Source organism: Xanthomonas arboricola pv. populi (genome assembly GCF_002939945.1).
GTDB lineage: Bacteria > Pseudomonadota > Gammaproteobacteria > Xanthomonadales > Xanthomonadaceae > Xanthomonas > Xanthomonas arboricola_A.
Genome location: NZ_MDEB01000002.1, coordinates 398,655 through 415,882 on the forward strand (window position 1 = coordinate 398,655; position 17,228 = coordinate 415,882).

14 protein-coding genes and 1 tRNA gene are annotated in these 17,228 nt (G+C 65.8%); 6 read left to right on the top strand and 9 right to left on the bottom strand.

Features of this window, described 5'->3' with window-relative positions; genetic code table 11:
* Positions 1-8 precede the first annotated feature (8 nt).
* The 3 genes from rnd (at position 9) to XaplCFBP3123_RS08270 (ending at position 2,139) form a co-directional block, all read left to right on the top strand.
* Complete coding sequence (gene rnd, locus XaplCFBP3123_RS08260) at positions 9-1,103, top strand: ribonuclease D (RefSeq protein WP_104533600.1); 1,095 nt, start codon at positions 9-11, stop codon at positions 1,101-1,103.
* Positions 1,104-1,574: 471 nt separating this feature from the next.
* Complete coding sequence (locus XaplCFBP3123_RS08265; protein ID WP_104533601.1) at positions 1,575-1,976, top strand: H-NS family nucleoid-associated regulatory protein; 402 nt, start codon at positions 1,575-1,577, stop codon at positions 1,974-1,976.
* 87 nt (positions 1,977-2,063) lie between these two features.
* A tRNA-Ala gene (locus XaplCFBP3123_RS08270) sits at positions 2,064-2,139 on the top strand.
* Between the two features lie 155 nt (positions 2,140-2,294).
* Here XaplCFBP3123_RS08270 and XaplCFBP3123_RS08275 read toward each other — a convergent pair.
* On the bottom strand, positions 2,295-2,582 hold the full coding sequence (locus XaplCFBP3123_RS08275; RefSeq protein WP_104533602.1) for a hypothetical protein: 288 nt from the start codon (positions 2,580-2,582) through the stop codon (positions 2,295-2,297).
* 105 nt (positions 2,583-2,687) lie between these two features.
* Between XaplCFBP3123_RS08275 and XaplCFBP3123_RS08280 the strand changes: the two genes are divergently transcribed.
* Complete coding sequence (locus tag XaplCFBP3123_RS08280) at positions 2,688-3,767, top strand: sensor domain-containing diguanylate cyclase (RefSeq protein ID WP_104533603.1); 1,080 nt, start codon at positions 2,688-2,690, stop codon at positions 3,765-3,767.
* 223 nt (positions 3,768-3,990) lie between these two features.
* Here XaplCFBP3123_RS08280 and XaplCFBP3123_RS08285 read toward each other — a convergent pair whose 3' ends face one another.
* Positions 3,991-4,500 (bottom strand): chemotaxis protein CheW, encoded by a 510-nt coding sequence (locus XaplCFBP3123_RS08285; protein ID WP_104533604.1) that lies wholly within the window; start codon positions 4,498-4,500, stop codon positions 3,991-3,993.
* An 11-nt stretch (positions 4,501-4,511) separates the two neighbouring features.
* A complete protein-coding gene (locus XaplCFBP3123_RS08290) occupies positions 4,512-6,170 on the bottom strand; it encodes a methyl-accepting chemotaxis protein (RefSeq protein ID WP_104533605.1) in 1,659 nt (552 codons plus the stop codon).
* Positions 6,171-6,470: 300 nt separating this feature from the next.
* Here XaplCFBP3123_RS08290 and XaplCFBP3123_RS08295 point away from each other — a divergent pair, with 300 nt between their 5' ends.
* Positions 6,471-7,091, top strand: a complete 621-nt coding sequence (locus tag XaplCFBP3123_RS08295) for a DNA-3-methyladenine glycosylase (protein WP_104533606.1) — start codon at positions 6,471-6,473, stop codon at positions 7,089-7,091.
* Here the strand turns inward: XaplCFBP3123_RS08295 and XaplCFBP3123_RS08300 are convergent.
* The gene (locus XaplCFBP3123_RS08300; protein WP_104533607.1) at positions 7,031-11,425 is read right to left on the bottom strand and encodes a DEAD/DEAH box helicase; all 4,395 of its coding nucleotides are present in this window, start codon (positions 11,423-11,425) and stop codon (positions 7,031-7,033) included. The two genes, XaplCFBP3123_RS08295 and XaplCFBP3123_RS08300, sit on opposite strands and share 61 nt — an antisense overlap.
* A 355-nt stretch (positions 11,426-11,780) precedes the next feature.
* On the opposite strand from XaplCFBP3123_RS08300, the gene XaplCFBP3123_RS08305 reads away from it, so the two are divergent.
* Positions 11,781-12,161 carry a DUF3301 domain-containing protein gene (locus tag XaplCFBP3123_RS08305; RefSeq protein WP_164739484.1) on the top strand — a complete coding sequence of 127 codons (381 nt, stop codon included), beginning with the start codon at positions 11,781-11,783 and terminating at the stop codon, positions 12,159-12,161.
* A gap of 206 nt (positions 12,162-12,367) precedes the next feature.
* On the opposite strand, the gene XaplCFBP3123_RS08310 is transcribed toward XaplCFBP3123_RS08305, so the two are convergent.
* The 5 genes from XaplCFBP3123_RS08310 to petA form a co-directional block, all read right to left on the bottom strand.
* Positions 12,368-12,811, bottom strand: coding sequence for a ClpXP protease specificity-enhancing factor (locus XaplCFBP3123_RS08310; protein ID WP_104533609.1), 444 nt, complete (start codon positions 12,809-12,811; stop codon positions 12,368-12,370).
* A gap of 78 nt (positions 12,812-12,889) precedes the next feature.
* Positions 12,890-13,525, bottom strand: coding sequence for a glutathione S-transferase N-terminal domain-containing protein (locus XaplCFBP3123_RS08315; RefSeq protein WP_024939278.1), 636 nt, complete (start codon positions 13,523-13,525; stop codon positions 12,890-12,892).
* A gap of 684 nt (positions 13,526-14,209) precedes the next feature.
* On the bottom strand, positions 14,210-14,968 hold the full coding sequence (locus XaplCFBP3123_RS08325) for a cytochrome c1 (RefSeq protein WP_104533610.1): 759 nt from the start codon (positions 14,966-14,968) through the stop codon (positions 14,210-14,212).
* Entirely contained in the window at positions 14,961-16,220 is a 1,260-nt protein-coding gene (locus XaplCFBP3123_RS08330; RefSeq protein WP_024939276.1) for a cytochrome b, read from the bottom strand. The genes XaplCFBP3123_RS08325 and XaplCFBP3123_RS08330 overlap by 8 nt, the downstream gene beginning before the upstream one ends.
* Complete coding sequence (gene petA, locus XaplCFBP3123_RS08335; protein ID WP_026064126.1) at positions 16,220-16,864, bottom strand: ubiquinol-cytochrome c reductase iron-sulfur subunit; 645 nt, start codon at positions 16,862-16,864, stop codon at positions 16,220-16,222. Before petA ends, XaplCFBP3123_RS08330 begins: the two co-directional genes overlap by 1 nt.
* Positions 16,865-17,228 lie beyond the last annotated feature (364 nt).

Consider the following 17,228-nt stretch of genomic DNA (forward strand, 5'->3'; position numbering starts at 1 on the left):
GAAATCACGTGCCCCATTGGATCACCCACCCCTCCGAGCTGAGCGAACGCCTGCAGGCATCGCGTCCGTCCCGCATTGGCCTGGATACCGAATTCATTCGCGAACGCACCTACTGGCCGCAACTGGCGCTGGTACAGATGGCCATCGGCGAGGAGATCCTGTTGATCGACCCGCTGATCCCGGGCATGAACGAGGCGCTCAGGGAGTGGTTGACCGCCACCGACATCGTCAAGGTGATGCATAGCGCCAGCGAGGACCTGGTCACCTTCAAATGCGCGTGCGGGGTGTTGCCGCGGCCGTTGTTCGATACCCAGATTGCCGCCGCGCTGGCCGGTGTGGGTGGCGGCATGGGTTATCAAAAACTGGTGCAGGAAGTAACCGGCACCTTGCTGACCAAGGGCGAGACGCGTTCGGACTGGATGCGCCGCCCGCTGTCGCCGGCGCAGCTGGAATACGCCGCCGACGATGTGCGTTACCTGTTCGCCATCCACGACGAACTCACCCGCCGCCTGACCGAGCAGGATCGCCTGGGCTGGCTGGCCGAAGATGCCGAGCGCCTGCTCGCCACGGTGGAGCACGACGATGGCGAGCGCTGGCCGCATGTGAGCCTGCGCACCGCGCAGTTCCTGGAACCTGCGGCGCAACGTCGGCTGTTGCGCTTGCTGCGCTGGCGCGACCTGCAGGCGCGTCAGAGCGATCGCCCGCGCAGCTGGATCCTGGACAACGAGCTGGCCAGCCAGCTGGCGCGCTTTCCGCCGGCCGATCTGGACGCCTTGCTGCGCCAGTTCGACACGTTTCCCAAGGCCCCGCGCAAGCTCGCCGCCGCAGTGTGGGAAGCGCTCAACACGCCGCTGCCCGACGAGGACCATGCGCCGCTGGCGCAGGCCGCCACCGAGGGCAACAAGGCCGTGCTCAAGCGCCTGCAGGATGCAGTGGCCCAGCGCAGCCGCGAGCTGGGACTGCCCGACGGCATCCTGGCCTCGCGCCGGCACCTGGAAACCCTGATCGAGCAACGCAGCTGGCCCGCACCGCTGGGGCAATGGCGCCGCAACGCTCTGGAAGCGCAGCTGACGCCGCTGCTGGAAGACGCTGCAGCGCAGTGACGTGATGCAGTGGTCGACAGACCACGCAAGCATGCGCCGATGGCGATGCGGGCAAGGCACAGGCGGCCGTTCGCCAGCTGCGTCACCACATCGCCGGCCGCGAATCAGACCAGACATTCGACCAGCATCCTTGTCCATCGCCGCATCTGCTCTTGCACATCGCGTCGTCGAAACCGGCGCAGTCCCCCCGGGACATCGTTGGTCGTCATGCGGTCAGCGTCTGGCCAACGCTGCACGGATGTGTCATCCCGCCTGCCCTGCTGCTGTATCGTTACGGCCGGGGTTGCCGCTTGCGCAAGCGCCCGGCGGCCTCGCCAGGACAATGCGAACACGCGACCAGACCCTGTGAAAGTCATGGTCGCGTCATGTGCAGGCACGCCCACATGCAACGGCCGCCCCCGGGCCACATGCCATAATGACGCGCGCCCATCGGGCAACGTCTCCACCACTTTATTCCGAGGCTATACCTCTGTGAGCAATACCACCTCCAAACTGGATTCCATCGCGCAAGCCAAAGCCAAGCTGCTGGACGAGCTGCAGAAGCTGGAAGAACAGGAAAAGACCGAGCGCGCGAGCGAGGCATCCTCTGCGCATGCCACCATCGTCTCGCTGCTTGAGCAGTTTGCCGGCCACTTCAACACCAAGCAGCGCAATGATATTGCCGCTTACCTGGGCACCACCGCTGCACGCAAGGAAGTGGTCAAGAGCGGGCGCAGCGAAGTCAAGCCGAAGTACGAACTGCCGCACACTGGCGAAACCTGGTCCGGCCGCGGCCGCACGCCCAAGGCCTTCGCCGCCTGGGAGGGCTCGGTGTCGTACAAGGAATGGAAGGCCAAGAACCCGGACCTCAAGTTCCCGCTGATCCGGGAGTGATTGCCGCAGGATCGCGCCCTCGGGCGGCGTCCAGGGCGCCGGCCTGCTTGGCGAATCGCGCGACATGTGGTTAGAATCCAGGCACGTGGGGCGGTAGCTCAGCTGGGAGAGCGTCGCGTTCGCATCGCGAAGGTCGAGGGTTCGATCCCCTTCCGCTCCACCATTGCATCAAACGGAAAAGCCCCGGAAACAGCTGTTTCCGGGGCTTTTCCGTTTGAGGCACCTGCGTGGGGGAGCGCGTCGGAGCGGGGCAATGACCGTGCCGGTCACGGCCATGTCGCCGGGATCACATCGTGCGCGCTAACGTCCGTTTCATCATCACGCCGGACGCAAGCCATGAGCAACGAGCAAAGCCAGCCCGACAAGGCCGCCGACAAGCAGCACGGTGTTACAGAGAGCCAGCAGGATCGCAAACAGGATGAGGCCGCCAAGCAGCGCCCTGGACAGAAAGACATGCAGATCCATGACGAACAGACCCGCCGTCCCAAGGGCAACGCCGGCCAGGGCGAATGACTTGCCAGGCACGGCGGTTTCGCAGCGCATCAGAATGGCGTCGCTGCCGCTGACCTCCCTGCCCGATGTGGCAAGATCGGCGACAGACGTCATCCGCCGGGGTGGATGAGGTCTGCGCCAACCAACGCGTGCTGCGACACACCCTCGCCACGCACGCACATCCATCGCCTGACGGCGCCCTGTTCCGGTGGTCTTCGTATGCAGATTCCTGACGCGCCCGCGTTGCAACTCTTCCACGCGACGCTGTTGCCGGGCGACGCCGCTGTCGCGGCGCAGATGCCGGCGAACGAAGACGAACGCCTGGCTGCATTGCAGGACTACCAACTGCTGGACACCGCGCCGGAGCCGGTCTACGACGCATTCACCTCGATCGCGGCGGCAGTCTGCGGTACGCCGATGGCATTGATTTCGCTGATCGACACGCAGCGCCAGTGGTTCAAGTCGAAGCTGGGCATGGCGCCGAGCGAAACCCCGCGCGAGCTGTCGTTCTGTGCGCACGCGATCCTCGAGCCCGATCAGGTCATGGAAGTGGGCGACACCCAGCTGGATGCGCGTTTCGTGGGTAATGCGCTGGTCACCGGCGAGCCGCAGATCCGCTTCTACGCCGGGGCCCCGCTGCTGACCTCCGACGGGATCGCGCTGGGCACGCTATGCGTGCTGGACCGCACACCCCGACGGCTGTCGGCGGTCGAGCGCGACGCGCTGCAGGCGCTGGCAAGGCAGGTCGTCGACACCATCGAACTGCGGCGTGCAGCCAGGCTGGTCGAGCTGGACGCGCTGCGTGACGAACTCACCGGCGTGTGGAATCGCGCCGGCCTGGAGCATGCGCTGCACACACTGACACAGAGCTCGGCCACCGCCCCGATGCCGTCGCTCGCCCTGGCGCTGATCGACCTGGATGGCTTCAAACGGCTGAAGTTGCAGGCTGGCGCAGCGGCAGCGGACGCCACGCTGGTCCAGGCTGCCAGGATGATCGAAGCGCAGGTGCCGGAGACCGCCACGGTGGCGCGGTTGAGCTGCGATCGGCTCTGTGTCGCGTTGCCGGAGACAGCGACGACCGAGGCCGTGGAGATGATCGAACGTGTCCGCAAGGCGATCGAAGCGGCACGCTGGCCAGCCGGCGCACTGACGATCAGTGCAGGCCTGGTCGAGGTGGCAGCCGGTGCGTCGCTCGACAGCAACGCCTTGCTGGCGCGTGCGCGACACGCCTTGCAGGACGCGATCGGCAATGGACGCAACTGCGTGCACCGTTTCAATGGCTGGCATCGGCAGGACTGAGTGGCAGGCCACCCCCAGGTCTGACGAGGTCGATGACCAGGGCGCTGCTCGACACGGCCACGCAGCCTCAGCGAAGTGGTCGAGGCATGTGTCCGGCTGCAGTCGTTGCGGTTCGGACGCATTGCGCACACACCCGCGACCGTGCCCCTTTAGCGGCTAATCCAGCGTAGCGGGCGGCCGCCAGGCGGTAGGCAGTCGTGTTGTCAGTTGCGCTTGACCAGACTCAGGCTGCCAAAGCCTCGGGGTTGCCGGCGATTTCGTCCACCTGCAGCACCTGCTCCATCTCCAGCAGCACCACGAAGCGCTCGCCCACCTTGCCCATGCCGCGCAGCAGGTCGCGGCGGATATGCGTGCCGAACGATGGTGCCGCTTCGATGTCCTGATCGGCCAGTTCGATCACCGCGTTGACCGCATCGACCAGCACCCCGATCACCTGCGCTCCCTGCGCCTGTTCGGTGGCCAGGATCACGATGCAGCTGCGTTTGCCGATCGCGCTGTCGGCACGTCCCAGCCGCGATTGCAGATCCACCACCGGTACCACTGCACCGCGCAGATTGATCACCCCGCGCACGCAGGCCGGCATCGACGGCACCGGCGTGGGTGCGCGGTACTGGATGATTTCGCGAATGCCAAGAATGCTGATGGCGAAGGTTTCGCCATCCAGCTGGAAGGTCAGGTACTGGGCCGCCGCGTCGGCGTCGCCAGGCATCACGTCGGGGGTCTGTGCAGTCATCGATCCGTCTCTCAGAAGCTAGCGAATTGGCCTTCGTCCGGGCCCTCGGATATCGCATAGGCCGGCGCCGTGGTGGTGCTCCAGCCGCGCGTACCGGACGCACGTGCCGGACGTGCGACAGCCACCTTGCCGCGCTTGGGCGCCGTGCTCGCCGGCCCCTGCCCTCCCAGACGGAAGAACGCCATGCTCTGCTGAAGCTGCTCGGCCTGCCCGCTCATCTCCTCGGCAGTGGCGGCCAGTTCTTCCGATGCGCTGGCGTTCTGCTGGGTGGTCTGGCTCAGCTGCACCACCGCCGAATTGATCTGGCTGACGCCGGAGGATTGCTCTTCGGACGCCGCGGAAATCTCCTGTACCAGGTCCGAGGTGCGCTTGATGCTAGGCACGATGCTGTCGAGCAAACGGCCGGCGCGATCGGCCAGTTCGACGCTGGAACTGGCGACCTCGCCGATCTCCTGCGCGGCCACCTGGCTGCGTTCGGCCAGCTTGCGCACCTCGGCGGCAACCACCGCAAAACCTTTGCCATGTTCGCCGGCGCGCGCCGCTTCGATCGCCGCATTGAGCGCGAGCAAATTGGTCTGATACGCGATGTCGTCGATGATGCCGATCTTCTGCGCGATCTGCTTCATCGCCTGGGTGGTGGCGACCACCGCTTCGCCGCCTTCGATGGTTTCTTTGGCGGCCTGCGTGGCCATGCCATCGGTGATGCGGGCGTTTTCGGTGTTCTGGCTGATCGATGCGGTCATCTGTTCCAGCGAGGCGCTGGTCTCTTCCACACCGGCGGCCTGTTCGCTGGCGGCCTGCGACAACGACTGCGCGGTGGCGCTGACTTCTTCCGACGCGCTGGCCAGGGTTTCGGCGCTGGTGTTGACCTCGCCGACCACCTGCGACAGCTTCTGCACCATCGTGCGCATCGCTTCGAGCAGTTGCGCGGTCTCGTCGCGGCCGTGCACGTCGATGCGCATGGTCAGATCGCCTTCCGACAGCCCGTTGGCCACCGCCACTGCGCGGCGGATCGGGCCGGTGACGCTACGGCTGATCACCACACCGAGAATCGCGCCGAGCAGCACGCCGCCGCAGATGATGGCCATCAGCAGCCTGGAGCTGCGCGCATGGATGCTGCCGGCTTCGGCATTGGCCGAGGCGGCGCTGCGCTCGCGCAGCCCGCTCAGGTCGGTCATCAGGCTATCGACTTCGTCCGAGCTGGCGCGTACCGCACGCGACAACGCGGCCAGTTCCGGATTCGGATCGCGCAAGGCTTCGCGGTTGGCGGCGTCGATGAAGCGGCCGCGTTCTTCCAGATATTTCTGCCAGGCGCGGTCGAATTGCGCCAGCTTGTTCCTGCCTTCCTCGGTCTGGAAACTGGAGCGCGCGCGCGTCATGTAATCGACTACCTTGGCGGTGTACTTGTCGATGCTCTGCACGTGCGACTGACGCTCTTCGGCGGTGCTGGCCAACAATAGATTGGCGCGTGAGCGGCCGGCGTAGATGAGGTTGATATTGGCCTCTTTCACGTTCGACAAGCCGAGCAGTTCGCGCTCGTAAAGCGAGGTCGACAGCTCGCTGATACGACCGGAGTTGGAATAGCCCACCCACCCGATGCATGCGCCGATCGCCGAGACGATCAGGAACGCCACGATCAGCCTGGTTCCGATTCTGAAATTGCCTAACATTGGGAAGTTCTCATGAAGATGGTGCGTGCGCGACCTGCATTGCAGGGTCGTCCGGTGGCGTGGTGCGGGTGCCGCTCACTGACGCGGCTTGTCTCACCAATCGCTAATGGCTATCGGCGACGCCAAAACGCGCTTGAGATGAAAACCGTACCTAACTGCGTATTCACGTCATTGGATATGCGCTTTTGTGACGGGGCATACGCTAGCAAGGCCTGACATTCGGAAAATTCCTACCCCGGAGTGGCGCATTGTCCGGGACAGTCCGCGGGGACGTCACGCCTGCGCGGTTAGGCTTGGCGCATGTCGCCACAGCCACTCCCACGCGGTTTCTATGCGCACGATGCCCGCCAGGTCGCGCTGCGATTGCTCAACAAGGTATTGGTCAGCGCGGACGGACGCCGCGGCCGCATTACCGAGGTCGAGGCGTATTGCGGCAGCGAAGATCCGGCTGCGCATTCGTTTCGCGGCATGACCCCACGCACGCAGGTGATGTTCGGCGCGCCGGGGCATCTGTATGTGTATTTCATCTACGGCATGCACTGGGCGATCAACGCAGTGTGCGGCGGTGCGCCCGGGCATGCGGTGCTGATCCGTGCGCTCGAACCGCTGGCCGGTATCGCCTCCATGCAGGCCGCGCGCAGCGCCGCCCCGCTCAAGACCTTGACCACCGGGCCCGGTCGCCTGTCCCAGGCATTCGGGGTGAAAGCGACGGACAACGGGCTGGATCTGACCGACGCCAGCGCACGCCTATGGATCGAGGACGACGGCCTGCCGCCGCCGTCCGAGCCGCTGGCAACGCCGCGCATCGGCATCCGCAAGGCGATGGATGCGCCGTGGCGCTGGGTGGTGCCCGATAGCCGCTATCTGTCGCGTCCGCTGCCACGGACGACTGGCGCGCGCGCGGTGCCGCCGGGCGACTGAGCCAGCCACTGCTCCATCGGCGTCTGCTCGGCGGCGCCAGGCCCACGCTGCAGCAGGCGCAAGGCCTGCTCGGCCTGTTCGTCGCTCAGTTGCTGCAGCGGCTGGAAGCGATCTGCCACCCACACCGCCATCGGCAGGCCATCGAGATAGGCTATACGATTGCCCGGCACGCGCGCGACGCGCTCGCCCGGCAGGAGACTGCCCAACAGATTGCTCGGGTCACTCGCACTCACGCACACCCAGTGTTGCGGCAGGGCTTGCGCACGCACGCGGCGCAGGGCGGCGATCGCATCCGGCAACGCGAACTGCTCGCCGGACAGCCCGGCGATGAAACGCCCCCCACGGATTTCGCCACGCGCTTCCAGGCGTTGATACATGCGCAGCAACTCGCGCCACGGCGGCAACCACGCCGCCTCGCGCTCCAGCAGCCGCCAGCAGACCACGCCGTAGCGACGCAACAAGGTGTACGCCACATGTTCGAGCATGTCCTGATGGCGCTCGCCGGCTTCGGCCAGCGGCAGCTCCGGCAGCGCGCGCACCGGCGCCCAGCGACCGGCATCGCGAATGCCCAGCGCACTGGCGCGGCGCCGGTGGCGCGACAGCGCAGAGGGCCGCTTGGACGCCGGCACCAGCAACGCGCGCAGCCCGGCATAACTGTCGCAATGCGCGCGCCCGCGCATCACCAGTTCGCTCAGGGCATCTTCCAGCTCGGTGCTCATCAGGCGGGCCGCATCGGCGATCTCGTCGAAGAACAAGGCGCCTTGCTGCTGCAGGACCTCCACCACCCGTTGCGCGCGCGAGCCCAGTGGCGCGTCGTCAGCCTCGCGTGCCAGGCTGCTCCAGCGTTGCGCCTCGCGGCGCGGCAGCAACACGATCGGCGTGCTGCGCAGCGCGGCACCGCTACGGCCACCGCCGGGCCGCAGCCGCGCCCACACGGTGCGCCCGGCGGTGCACAGCTCGTCCAGCCAGGCCGGTTGATAGTCACGCATGCGTGCCGGCAGCAGCTCGCTCTCCCACAGCACTGCGGGTGCCTCGAAGCCTTCCAGCTGCCCGACGACGCCGGCCAATGCGTCCGGCCCGGCCACCCGGCTGGCGCCATCGACATGCTGCAACTCGAACAGGAACCGCGCGTAATCGCGTTGCGCCACCGGCTCGATCTCGCGGCGCAACCGTCCCAAGGTATAGCGATGGATACGCGCCAGCAGATGACGTTCGCACCACTCTTCCGACTGCGCCTGCGCGCTGAAGTGGCCGGCCATGACGTAACCCTCGCGCTGCAGGGCGGCCAAGGCAAGCACGATCTCGGACGCGGGCAAGTGCAGTGCGCCGGCCAAGGCCGGCACTTGCGCCGGGCCGACCGCAGACAGGCGGCCGCGCAGCAGCTCGCGCACGGCCCAGTCGCGCTGCCAGTCGGCAACGCGGCAATCTGCCGGTGCCTGTAGCGGCGGTTGCGCAACGGCGTGCGCATACAGCGGCGCAAACCAGTCGATGCGCTCGGCACTGATCCACAGCGCGGGCACCCCATCGAATGCCAGACAACTGGCACGCCCATCGCCGGCAAGTGCAGCCAGCCAGGCGTGCCATCGCGCATCGCCCGCTTCATCGACGGGAAGCACGCCGAGCCCGACCAGCGCTTCGTGCATTTCTTCGGCATCGCGCGGCTGCGGCCAGGCCTGTTCGCGCACCGAGGCGATGGCCTCGGGATCGAGCTGCCCCAGATCGTCGCTGCTCTGCGGCGTGTAGCGACGGCTTTGCACGGCCTGGGTGCGGCGTTCCTCCAGCGGTGCGTCGTCCAGGAACGCGTACGGCCGCGCATTCAAGGCTTCGGCCGCCAGCGGCGACGGTGCGGCCAGATCGCGCGCCACCAGCGTAATCGCCCCCGACTCCAGCCCGCGCAGCACCTGCAACCAGCCCTCGCTGTCCATGGACTGATGCAGGCAGTCTTCCAGCGTCTGCGCCACCAGCGGATGGTCAGGCACCTCGCGCTCGCCGACCAGATTCTCCGCGCAGGCGACCTGATCGGGGAACACCGTCGCCAGCAGATCCTCCGACTTCATCCGTTGCAGCTGCGGCGCGACCTTGTTGCCACCGGCAAAGCGCGGCAGCGCCATCGCATTGGTCGCATTCCAGCGCCAGCGCACGCCGAACAGCGGCGCATCCAGCACCGCCTGGATCAACACATGCTCTGCCGATGACGAATGCAGATAGCGGGCCACCTCCTCCAGGGCAAAACTATGACTGGTGGACAGCGACAACACGATCGCATCCTCGGTCGCGGCAGCCTGCAGTTCGAAGTTGAAGGTACGGCAGAAGCGCTTGCGCAACGCCAGTCCCCAGGCGCGATTGATGCGGCTGCCGTACGGCGAGTGGATCACCAGTTGGGTGCCGCCGCTGGCATCGAAGAAGCGCTCCATCACCAGGCACTGCTGGGTCGGCATCGCGCCCAGGGCCGTGCAGGCATGGGCGAGATAGTCGACCAGCTGGCGTGCAGCTTCCACCGAGAGATCCAGCACGGTGTGCAGCCAGTCGCAGGCGGCCTGATGTGGCGGGCTCTCCAGCCGCACCGCAACCTCGCCACGCAGACGCGACACCGCAGCCGACAATTCGTCGCTGCGCCCGGGCGCCTCGCCCAGCCAGAACGGGATATTCGGTGGCGCGCCCTTGGCATCTTCCACGCGCACGCGCCCGGCATCCACGCGCAGGATGCGGTAGCTGGCATTGCCGAGCTGAAACACATCGCCGGTAAGACTTTCGACCGCAAAATCCTCGTTCACCGTGCCGATCTTTTCGGCCTGCGGCTCCAGCACCACACTGTAATCGCCGGTTTCGGGAATGGTGCCGCCGGAGGTCAGCGCGGTCATGCGTGCGCCGCGGCGCGCATGCAGGCGCCGATGCACCGCATCGCGATGCAGGTAGCCCGCGCGCGGCCCGAGCCGTGTGCTGAAACCCTCACACAACATGCGCACCACGCTATCGAAGGTCGCACGGCTCAGCTGCGCGAACGGCCAGGCGCGACGCACCAACGCGAACAGCGCGTCCTCATCCCAGTCCTCGCACGCGGCCTCGGCCACGATCTGCTGTGCAAGCACATCGATCGGCGCCAGCGGAATGCGCAAGGCGTCCAGCTCACCGCGGCGCACGCTGTCCAGCAGCGCGGCGCATTCGACCAGCTCGTCGCGGGTCTGCGGAAACAGGCGCGCCTTCGGCGTGCCGCCGACCGCATGCCCGGAGCGTCCCGCACGCTGCAGGAAGGTGGCGATCGAACGTGGCGAACCGAGCTGGCAGACCAGGTCCACATCGCCGATATCCAGGCCGAGTTCCAGCGATGCGGTGGCCACTAGCACGGTGAGGTCGCCGGCCTTGAGTCGCTGCTCGGCCAGCAGACGCGTTTCGCGCGACAGGCTGCCGTGGTGCGCGGCGACGCGCCGCTTGCCGAGCAGATCGCCAAGATGGCGCGCAGCGCGCTCGGCCATGCGCCGCGTGTTGACGAATACCAGCGTGGTGCGATGTTGCTGCGCGAGCCTGGCGACATCGGCATACACCTGCAGCCACTGATCGTTGGACATCACCACGCTCAGCGGTGTCGGCGGCAAGGCCAGCGCCAGATCGCGCCTGCGGGTGTAGCCGATATCCACGATCTCGCAGGGCGGCGGCTGGCCGGCATCGCCCGCCCCGACCAGGAACTGCGCCACGGTCTCGATCGGCTTCTGCGTCGCGGACAAGCCAATGCGCGTGATCGGGCGCTCGGCCAGCCGCTGCAATCGCTCCAACGTCAGGGTCAGGTGACTGCCGCGTTTATCCGCGGCCACCGCGTGGATCTCATCGACGATGACAGTGCGCACATGCCGCAGCGCATTGCGCCCGGACGCCGAGCCCAACAACACGTACAAGGACTCCGGCGTGGTCACCAGGATATGCGGCGGCGTGCGGCGCGCCTGTGCCCGCTCACGCTGCGGGGTGTCGCCGGTACGCACCGCCGTGCGCACCGCCACGTCCGGCAGACCGCTCGCGACCAGGGCCGTGCGGATGCCCTGCAACGGCGCATCCAGATTGAGGTGGATGTCGTTGGACAGCGCTTTCAGCGGCGAGACGTAGACCACGCGGGTTTCGTCCGGCAACGCGCCGCCGTTGGCCAGGCCGTCGCGGATCAATGCATCGATTGCCGCGAAGAACGCCGTCAGCGTCTTGCCCGAGCCGGTCGGCGCGGCCACCAGCGTGTGGCGCCCGGCCTGGATCGCCGGCCACGCGGCAATCTGCGCCGGCGTGGGCGCAGCGAAGGTCTGCGCGAACCACGCAGCCACGACAGGATGGAACTGCTGCAGGACAGGATGCATAGGCGATGCCGCAGGCCGTCATGCCAGGCCAGGGCGAGCGGCGTGTGGATTCAACGGGGCACAAGTCCACTGGATGGGGTCGCGCTGCGCCCGACACAAGCCAACCGCAGGCGGTGAATGGTCAAAGCGGGTGCCGGCCTGACTGCGCAGCGGCCAAGCTGGGCGCGCCCGGCGCACCGAATCGATCTACTGCAACTTTCCTGTCAGCTCCAGTTCGACCGGCGCGCTGACGAGCGCGCGCGACGTAGAGACAGCCGTTCGCGGCACAGCGAGTGGCCGCGTGTACAAGTGCCGGATGCCGGCCGGCGCATCGGGTCACCAGCGACCAGCGCAACGCTGCGGCCCGGCGCGCTGATTGTCGATCGGGCGCAGGCCATGGCACATTGACGCCATGCCCAGCCTTATTCTCTTCATGATTGCCGGCGCCGCGCTGTACGCGTTCTGGAATTCCTCGCGCGCGGCTGCCGAACGTGCCGATATCCTCGGCCGCAATGCCTGCCGCGCCGCCGATGTGCAATGGCTGGACCAGAGCGTGCATTCCACCAATATCCGCATCTGCCGCAAGCCCAATGGCTGGCTGGGCTTCGAGCGGACGTTCCGGTTCGAGTATTCCTCCGATGGCATCGACCGTCACAGCGGCCGCCTGGTGCTGCGCGGCGATCAATTGATCGCCTTCACCGGACCGCAAGTAGCCACGGTGACGCCGTTGAGCCCGGACCATCAACGCCTGAACTGACCGCGATTTGATCGATCTGTGCGTATGCAGACACCTTTCCTGCATACAGTGCCCTGCGACCGAAGATCAGGTCACTGCCGCATATCCACAACGCTGTACGGCACATGCAACGGCGTGTTCTGAAGGCAATATGCACGTGCGGTGCACGTGGCAAGCGTACATGCCGCAACAATGGATGGACGCGCGATGCGCGCCCGCTCGTGCAGTTACTTGACCACGCGTAGATGCGGACGCTTGCCCGCGCTCGGCGGCTCGTCCGGCGCGGGCGCGCTCGGCGGCGGCGGTGCGCCCGGATCGGGCGGCTCAGTGCTGGTGCCGGGGATATCGTCCGGCAACGCCATGCCCTGCCCGGTCTCGCGTGCATACACCGCCAGGACGGCGGCCATCGGCACCATTACCGGATAACTGACGCCGCCAAAGCGCGCGGTGAACTGCACGCTTTCGTTGTCGACCTGCAGCCCGACCACGGCGCGCTCGGCGATGTTCAGAACGACACGGCCGTCCTTGACGGCACTGGCAGGTACCTGCACGCCAGGCAGCCCTGCGTCCACCAGAACGTGCGGGGTCATGCCGTTGTCGTTGATCCATTCGACCAAGGCCCGCAGCAGGTACGGGCGATGGCTGGTCATGCGGGGGAAATCTTCGCTCATGACCTCATTTTACCCGCACACGGCCCGCAGCGGCGGCTGCGCGACGGCGCCTCGGTCTGTTGGCATACAGCCGTCGCATCAGCCAGGCAGGTCGCGCAGTTTCTTTTCCTGATCGGTCAGGCTACGGATGAAGCCGGGATTGCGGAAGATCCGGTTGCCGTAATCTTCGATCGCCTTGCCATCCTTGGGCAGGCCGATCTCCAACGCGTCCAGTCGCCAGATGATCGGCGCCATCGCGCAATCGGCCAGACTCATTTCCGGATTGAGGAAGAACTTGCTGGCCTTGAACAGCGGCACCGACGCGGTGAGCAGTTCCTTCAGGCGCTTGCGGCCGGCTTCGGCCTGGGTCTTGTTGCCGAGCTGGATGGCCTGCACCTGCGGCACCCAGTCGTGCTCGATCCGCAGCATCGCCAGACGCAGGCGCGCGCGCGAGAGCGGATCGACCGGCATCAACGGCGGATGCGGGTAGCGCTCGTCCAGGTATTCGCTGACCACCGATGCGGCGTACAGCACCAGGTCGCGTTCGACCAGGGTCGGGACCGAATGATAGGGATTGAGATCGATCAGATCTTCCGGGGGATTTTGCGGGTCGACCGGCACCAGGTCGTAGGTCACCCCTTTCGCCGCCAGGACCAGACGGACCCGGTGGCACAACACGTCGTCGTTGGACGAAAACAAAGTCAAGGTATTCCGCATACGCACACTCGTCGCCATTCAAGGCTCTCCGACGACCGGAATCCGCCGGCCGCATCGGCGCGGCCGGCCCAACGCCGACCGTCACCACGGTCCTTCGAGTGTGCAATCACGTCACGCAAAAGCCAAGGGTGATAGGGCCTCAAAAACACGAACAAGCCATATTCTCGTGTTGAATGTCGGGCGCATCGCGCAATTACGCATCATCGGCGGGTGGGCACGCGGCTGATCTGTGGATCCTATGCAGGGCCCTTGCCCGCCCACCGTCGCAGGACACGCCGCAAGTACGTCCCTGTAGGCTCTGGCGCGGCATCCCCATGCCGCGTAAGGTCCCGCGACGGTGGGCGGGCAAGGACCAGTCGAGATGGTCGGTGTGCACAGTTAAGAGCAATGGTTGATGCGCGTTGTTCGACCATGAAGCGCCGGCTCAACGTCCGATGTAAGTCGAGCGGAAAGCGGTTTTTTACGGCCGCCGACCAGCTGTCTGGTACGGTGTCCTCACCGGTTGCGGGACCGTGTGGCGGTGTGGATGCCGCCACCGAGCCCCCACGAACGGGTTCAGGGCGTGTGCCGCAAGCGGTAAGGGCGCCGCGCCCTCGACCAACGTGACTTGTGAACAACTAGATAGCGCCAATGGTCGCTAACAACACAACGACTGCGCGGCGCCCGCATACGCCACGCGGCCGCCCAGGCGTCACAGCACGATCAATGCACGTCTTTCCAGTATTCCTTCTTGAGCAAGTAGGCGATGAAGGTCAGCAAGGCCAGGAACAGGATCACCCACACGCCCATGCTCTGCCGCTTCAAGGCAGCCGGTTCGCCGGCGTACTCGAGGAAGTTGGCGATATCGCGCACGGTCTGGTCGAACTCCACCGGTGTCTGTCGCCCCGGCTGACCGAGCTTGAGCGCCTGCACCGGCTTGTCGCCGGTCGCCTTGTCGGGCGGGCCATACTGCGCCTGCTGCAGGCCTTGCAGCTCCCACAGCGGGTTGGGCATGGAGGCATTCGGGAACAACTGATTGTTCCAGCCCAAGGGGCGGGTCTGATCCAGATAGAACGACTTGAGGTAGGTGTAGACCCAGTCGGTGCCACGCACGCGGGCGATCAGGGTCAGATCCGGCGGTGCCTTGCCGAACCACTTGGCCGCCGCATCGTGCGGCATGGTGCCTTCGATATGTTCGCCGACCTTTGCACCGGTGAAGTTGAGGTTGGTCATGACCTCAGCTTCGCTCAAACCCAGATCGCTGGCCATGCGCGAATAACGCAGGTACTTCAGCGAGTGGCAGCCGGAACAGTAGTTCATGAACAACTGCGCGCCGCGCTGCAACGAGGCACGGTCGCTCAGGTCGTTGCCGGCCTGCTGCACCGCACCGCCTTCGGCCGCGATCGCACCGCCGCCAATGAGCAGCCCGCACAGCAGCGCAAACACGCCTGACTTCCATGACATGAGGATGCGCTTAGTCATGGGTGGTCACCCGCTCCGGCACCGGCTTCGTCTTGTCCAGCCGCGTCCACACCGGCATGGTGATGAAGAAGGCGAAGTACAGGAAGGTCAGCACGCGCCCGACATAGGTCTCGTGGGCGTCGGTGCCAGGACCGGAGCCGATCACGCCCAGCCACACGAAGCACACCACCAGCACGCCGAGCGCGACCTTGGAGATCCAGCCGCGGTAGCGGATCGAACGCACCTTCGCCCGATCCAGCCACGGCACCAGGAACAGGATCGCGATCGCCGAGAACATCACCAGCACGCCACCGAGCTTGTTGGGCACGACCCGCAACATCGCGTAATACGGCGTGTAGTACCAGACCGGCTTGATGTGCTCCGGGGTCACCAGGCGATTGGCCTCGGTGAAGTTGTCGTGCTCCAGGAACAGGCCGCCGAACGCCGGCGCGAAGAAGATGATGAAGGCGGCGATCAGCAGCAAAAAGCCGACCCCGACCAGATCCTTGACCGTGTAATACGGATGGAACGGGATGCCGTCGGCCGGCTTGTGCGCATCCCAGCGATTGCCCTTCGGCCCCTTCTTGATTTCCACGCCGTCGGGATTGTTGGAGCCCACTTCGTGCAGCGCGCCGATGTGCAGCACGATCAGCAGCAACAGCACCAGCGGCAGCGCGATCACGTGCAGCGCGAAGAAGCGGTTGAGCGTGGCATCGCCGGGCAGGTAGTCGCCCATGATCCATTCGGTCAGCCCGTTGCCGATCACCGGGATGGCGCCGAACAGGGAGATGATGACCTTCGCGCCCCAGAACGACATCTGCCCCCACGGCAGCACGTAGCCCATGAAGGCTTCGGCCATCAGCACCAGATAGATCAGCATGCCGAGAATCCACACCAGCTCGCGCGGCTTCTGGTAGCTGCCGTACATCAGCCCGCGGAACATATGCAGATACACCACGATGAAGAACAGCGAGGCGCCGGTGCTGTGCATGTAGCGGATCAGCCAGCCCCACTCCACGTCGCGCATGATGTATTCGATCGAGGCGAAGGCATCGGCGGCGCTGGTCTTGTAGTGCATCGTCAGGAAGATGCCAGTGACGATCTGGTTGACCAGCACCACGATGGCCAACGAGCCGAAGTAGTACCAGAGGTTGAAGTTCTTCGGCGCGTAGTACTCGCTGACATGCTTGCGATACATGGGCATCAGCCCGGGCGCGCGTTCGTTGACCCAATCGAACACACCATTGGCGGTACGGACCAGGATATTGCTCATCAGGCAGCCCCCGTGCTGTTGGCCGACGTACCGGCACCATCGGGATCGACGCCGATCACCAGGGTGTTGTCGTCCACATAGTGGTGTGGGGGCACCAGCAGATTGATCGGTGCCGGCACGCCGTCGAAGACGCGGCCGGACATGTCGAAGCGCGACTTGTGGCAGGGGCAGAAATAGCCGCCCTTCCACTGCGGGTCGTAGGGCTCGGGGCGGATCTCGGCGACCATTTCCGGCGAGCAGCCCAGATGCGTGCACAGCCCCACCAGCACCGAGATGTCGGACTTGATCGAGCGGTACTCGGGATTCTTCAGTACGTAGTCGGGCTGCTGGTCCTTGTTCTCGGACTTGGGATCCTTGAGCCGGTCATCCAGTGATGGCAGTGCGTCGAGCATCGCCTTGGAGCGCTTGACGATCCAGATGGGCTGACCGCGCCATTCCAGAACCAGCCGTTGCCCTTCCTGCAAGGCGCTGATGTCGGCGGTCACCGGGGCACCGGCCAACTTGGCGCGTGCGCTGGGATTCCACGACTTCACGAACGGAACTGCGACAAATCCTGCTCCGACCGCACCGACCACGGCCGTTGTCGCGGTCAAGAACCGACGACGCCCGATATCAGCAGGTGCGTTAACCCCATCGTTGGCCATCCGGCTCTCCGATCTTGATTAGGTAGCGTGAGGCTGCCAACGGCTGGCGGGGGGTCCAGCCGCGATGAATCGACCGCAGTGTAGCGGAACGCTTAATGCACAGACAACGCAATGTACGCAGTCGGACCGGCGCAGTGCAAACACCGGATGCAGGCGCGCATCGATTGCATCACGTGCCAGCCTCGCACAAGGCGGACAGCTGGGACGCAGTGCTGACAGAAAGGCCCCGCACCAAGCGAAGATATGCCGCGCGTTGGCTGCACCATCGCGCCCGCGCAGAGGCTGCCTGCGCGCAGATGGCTGCCTGACATCCGGCTCGATGCGTTGCGGTCAAGGCAGGCTGCAGCGCGTAGCACATACGCGC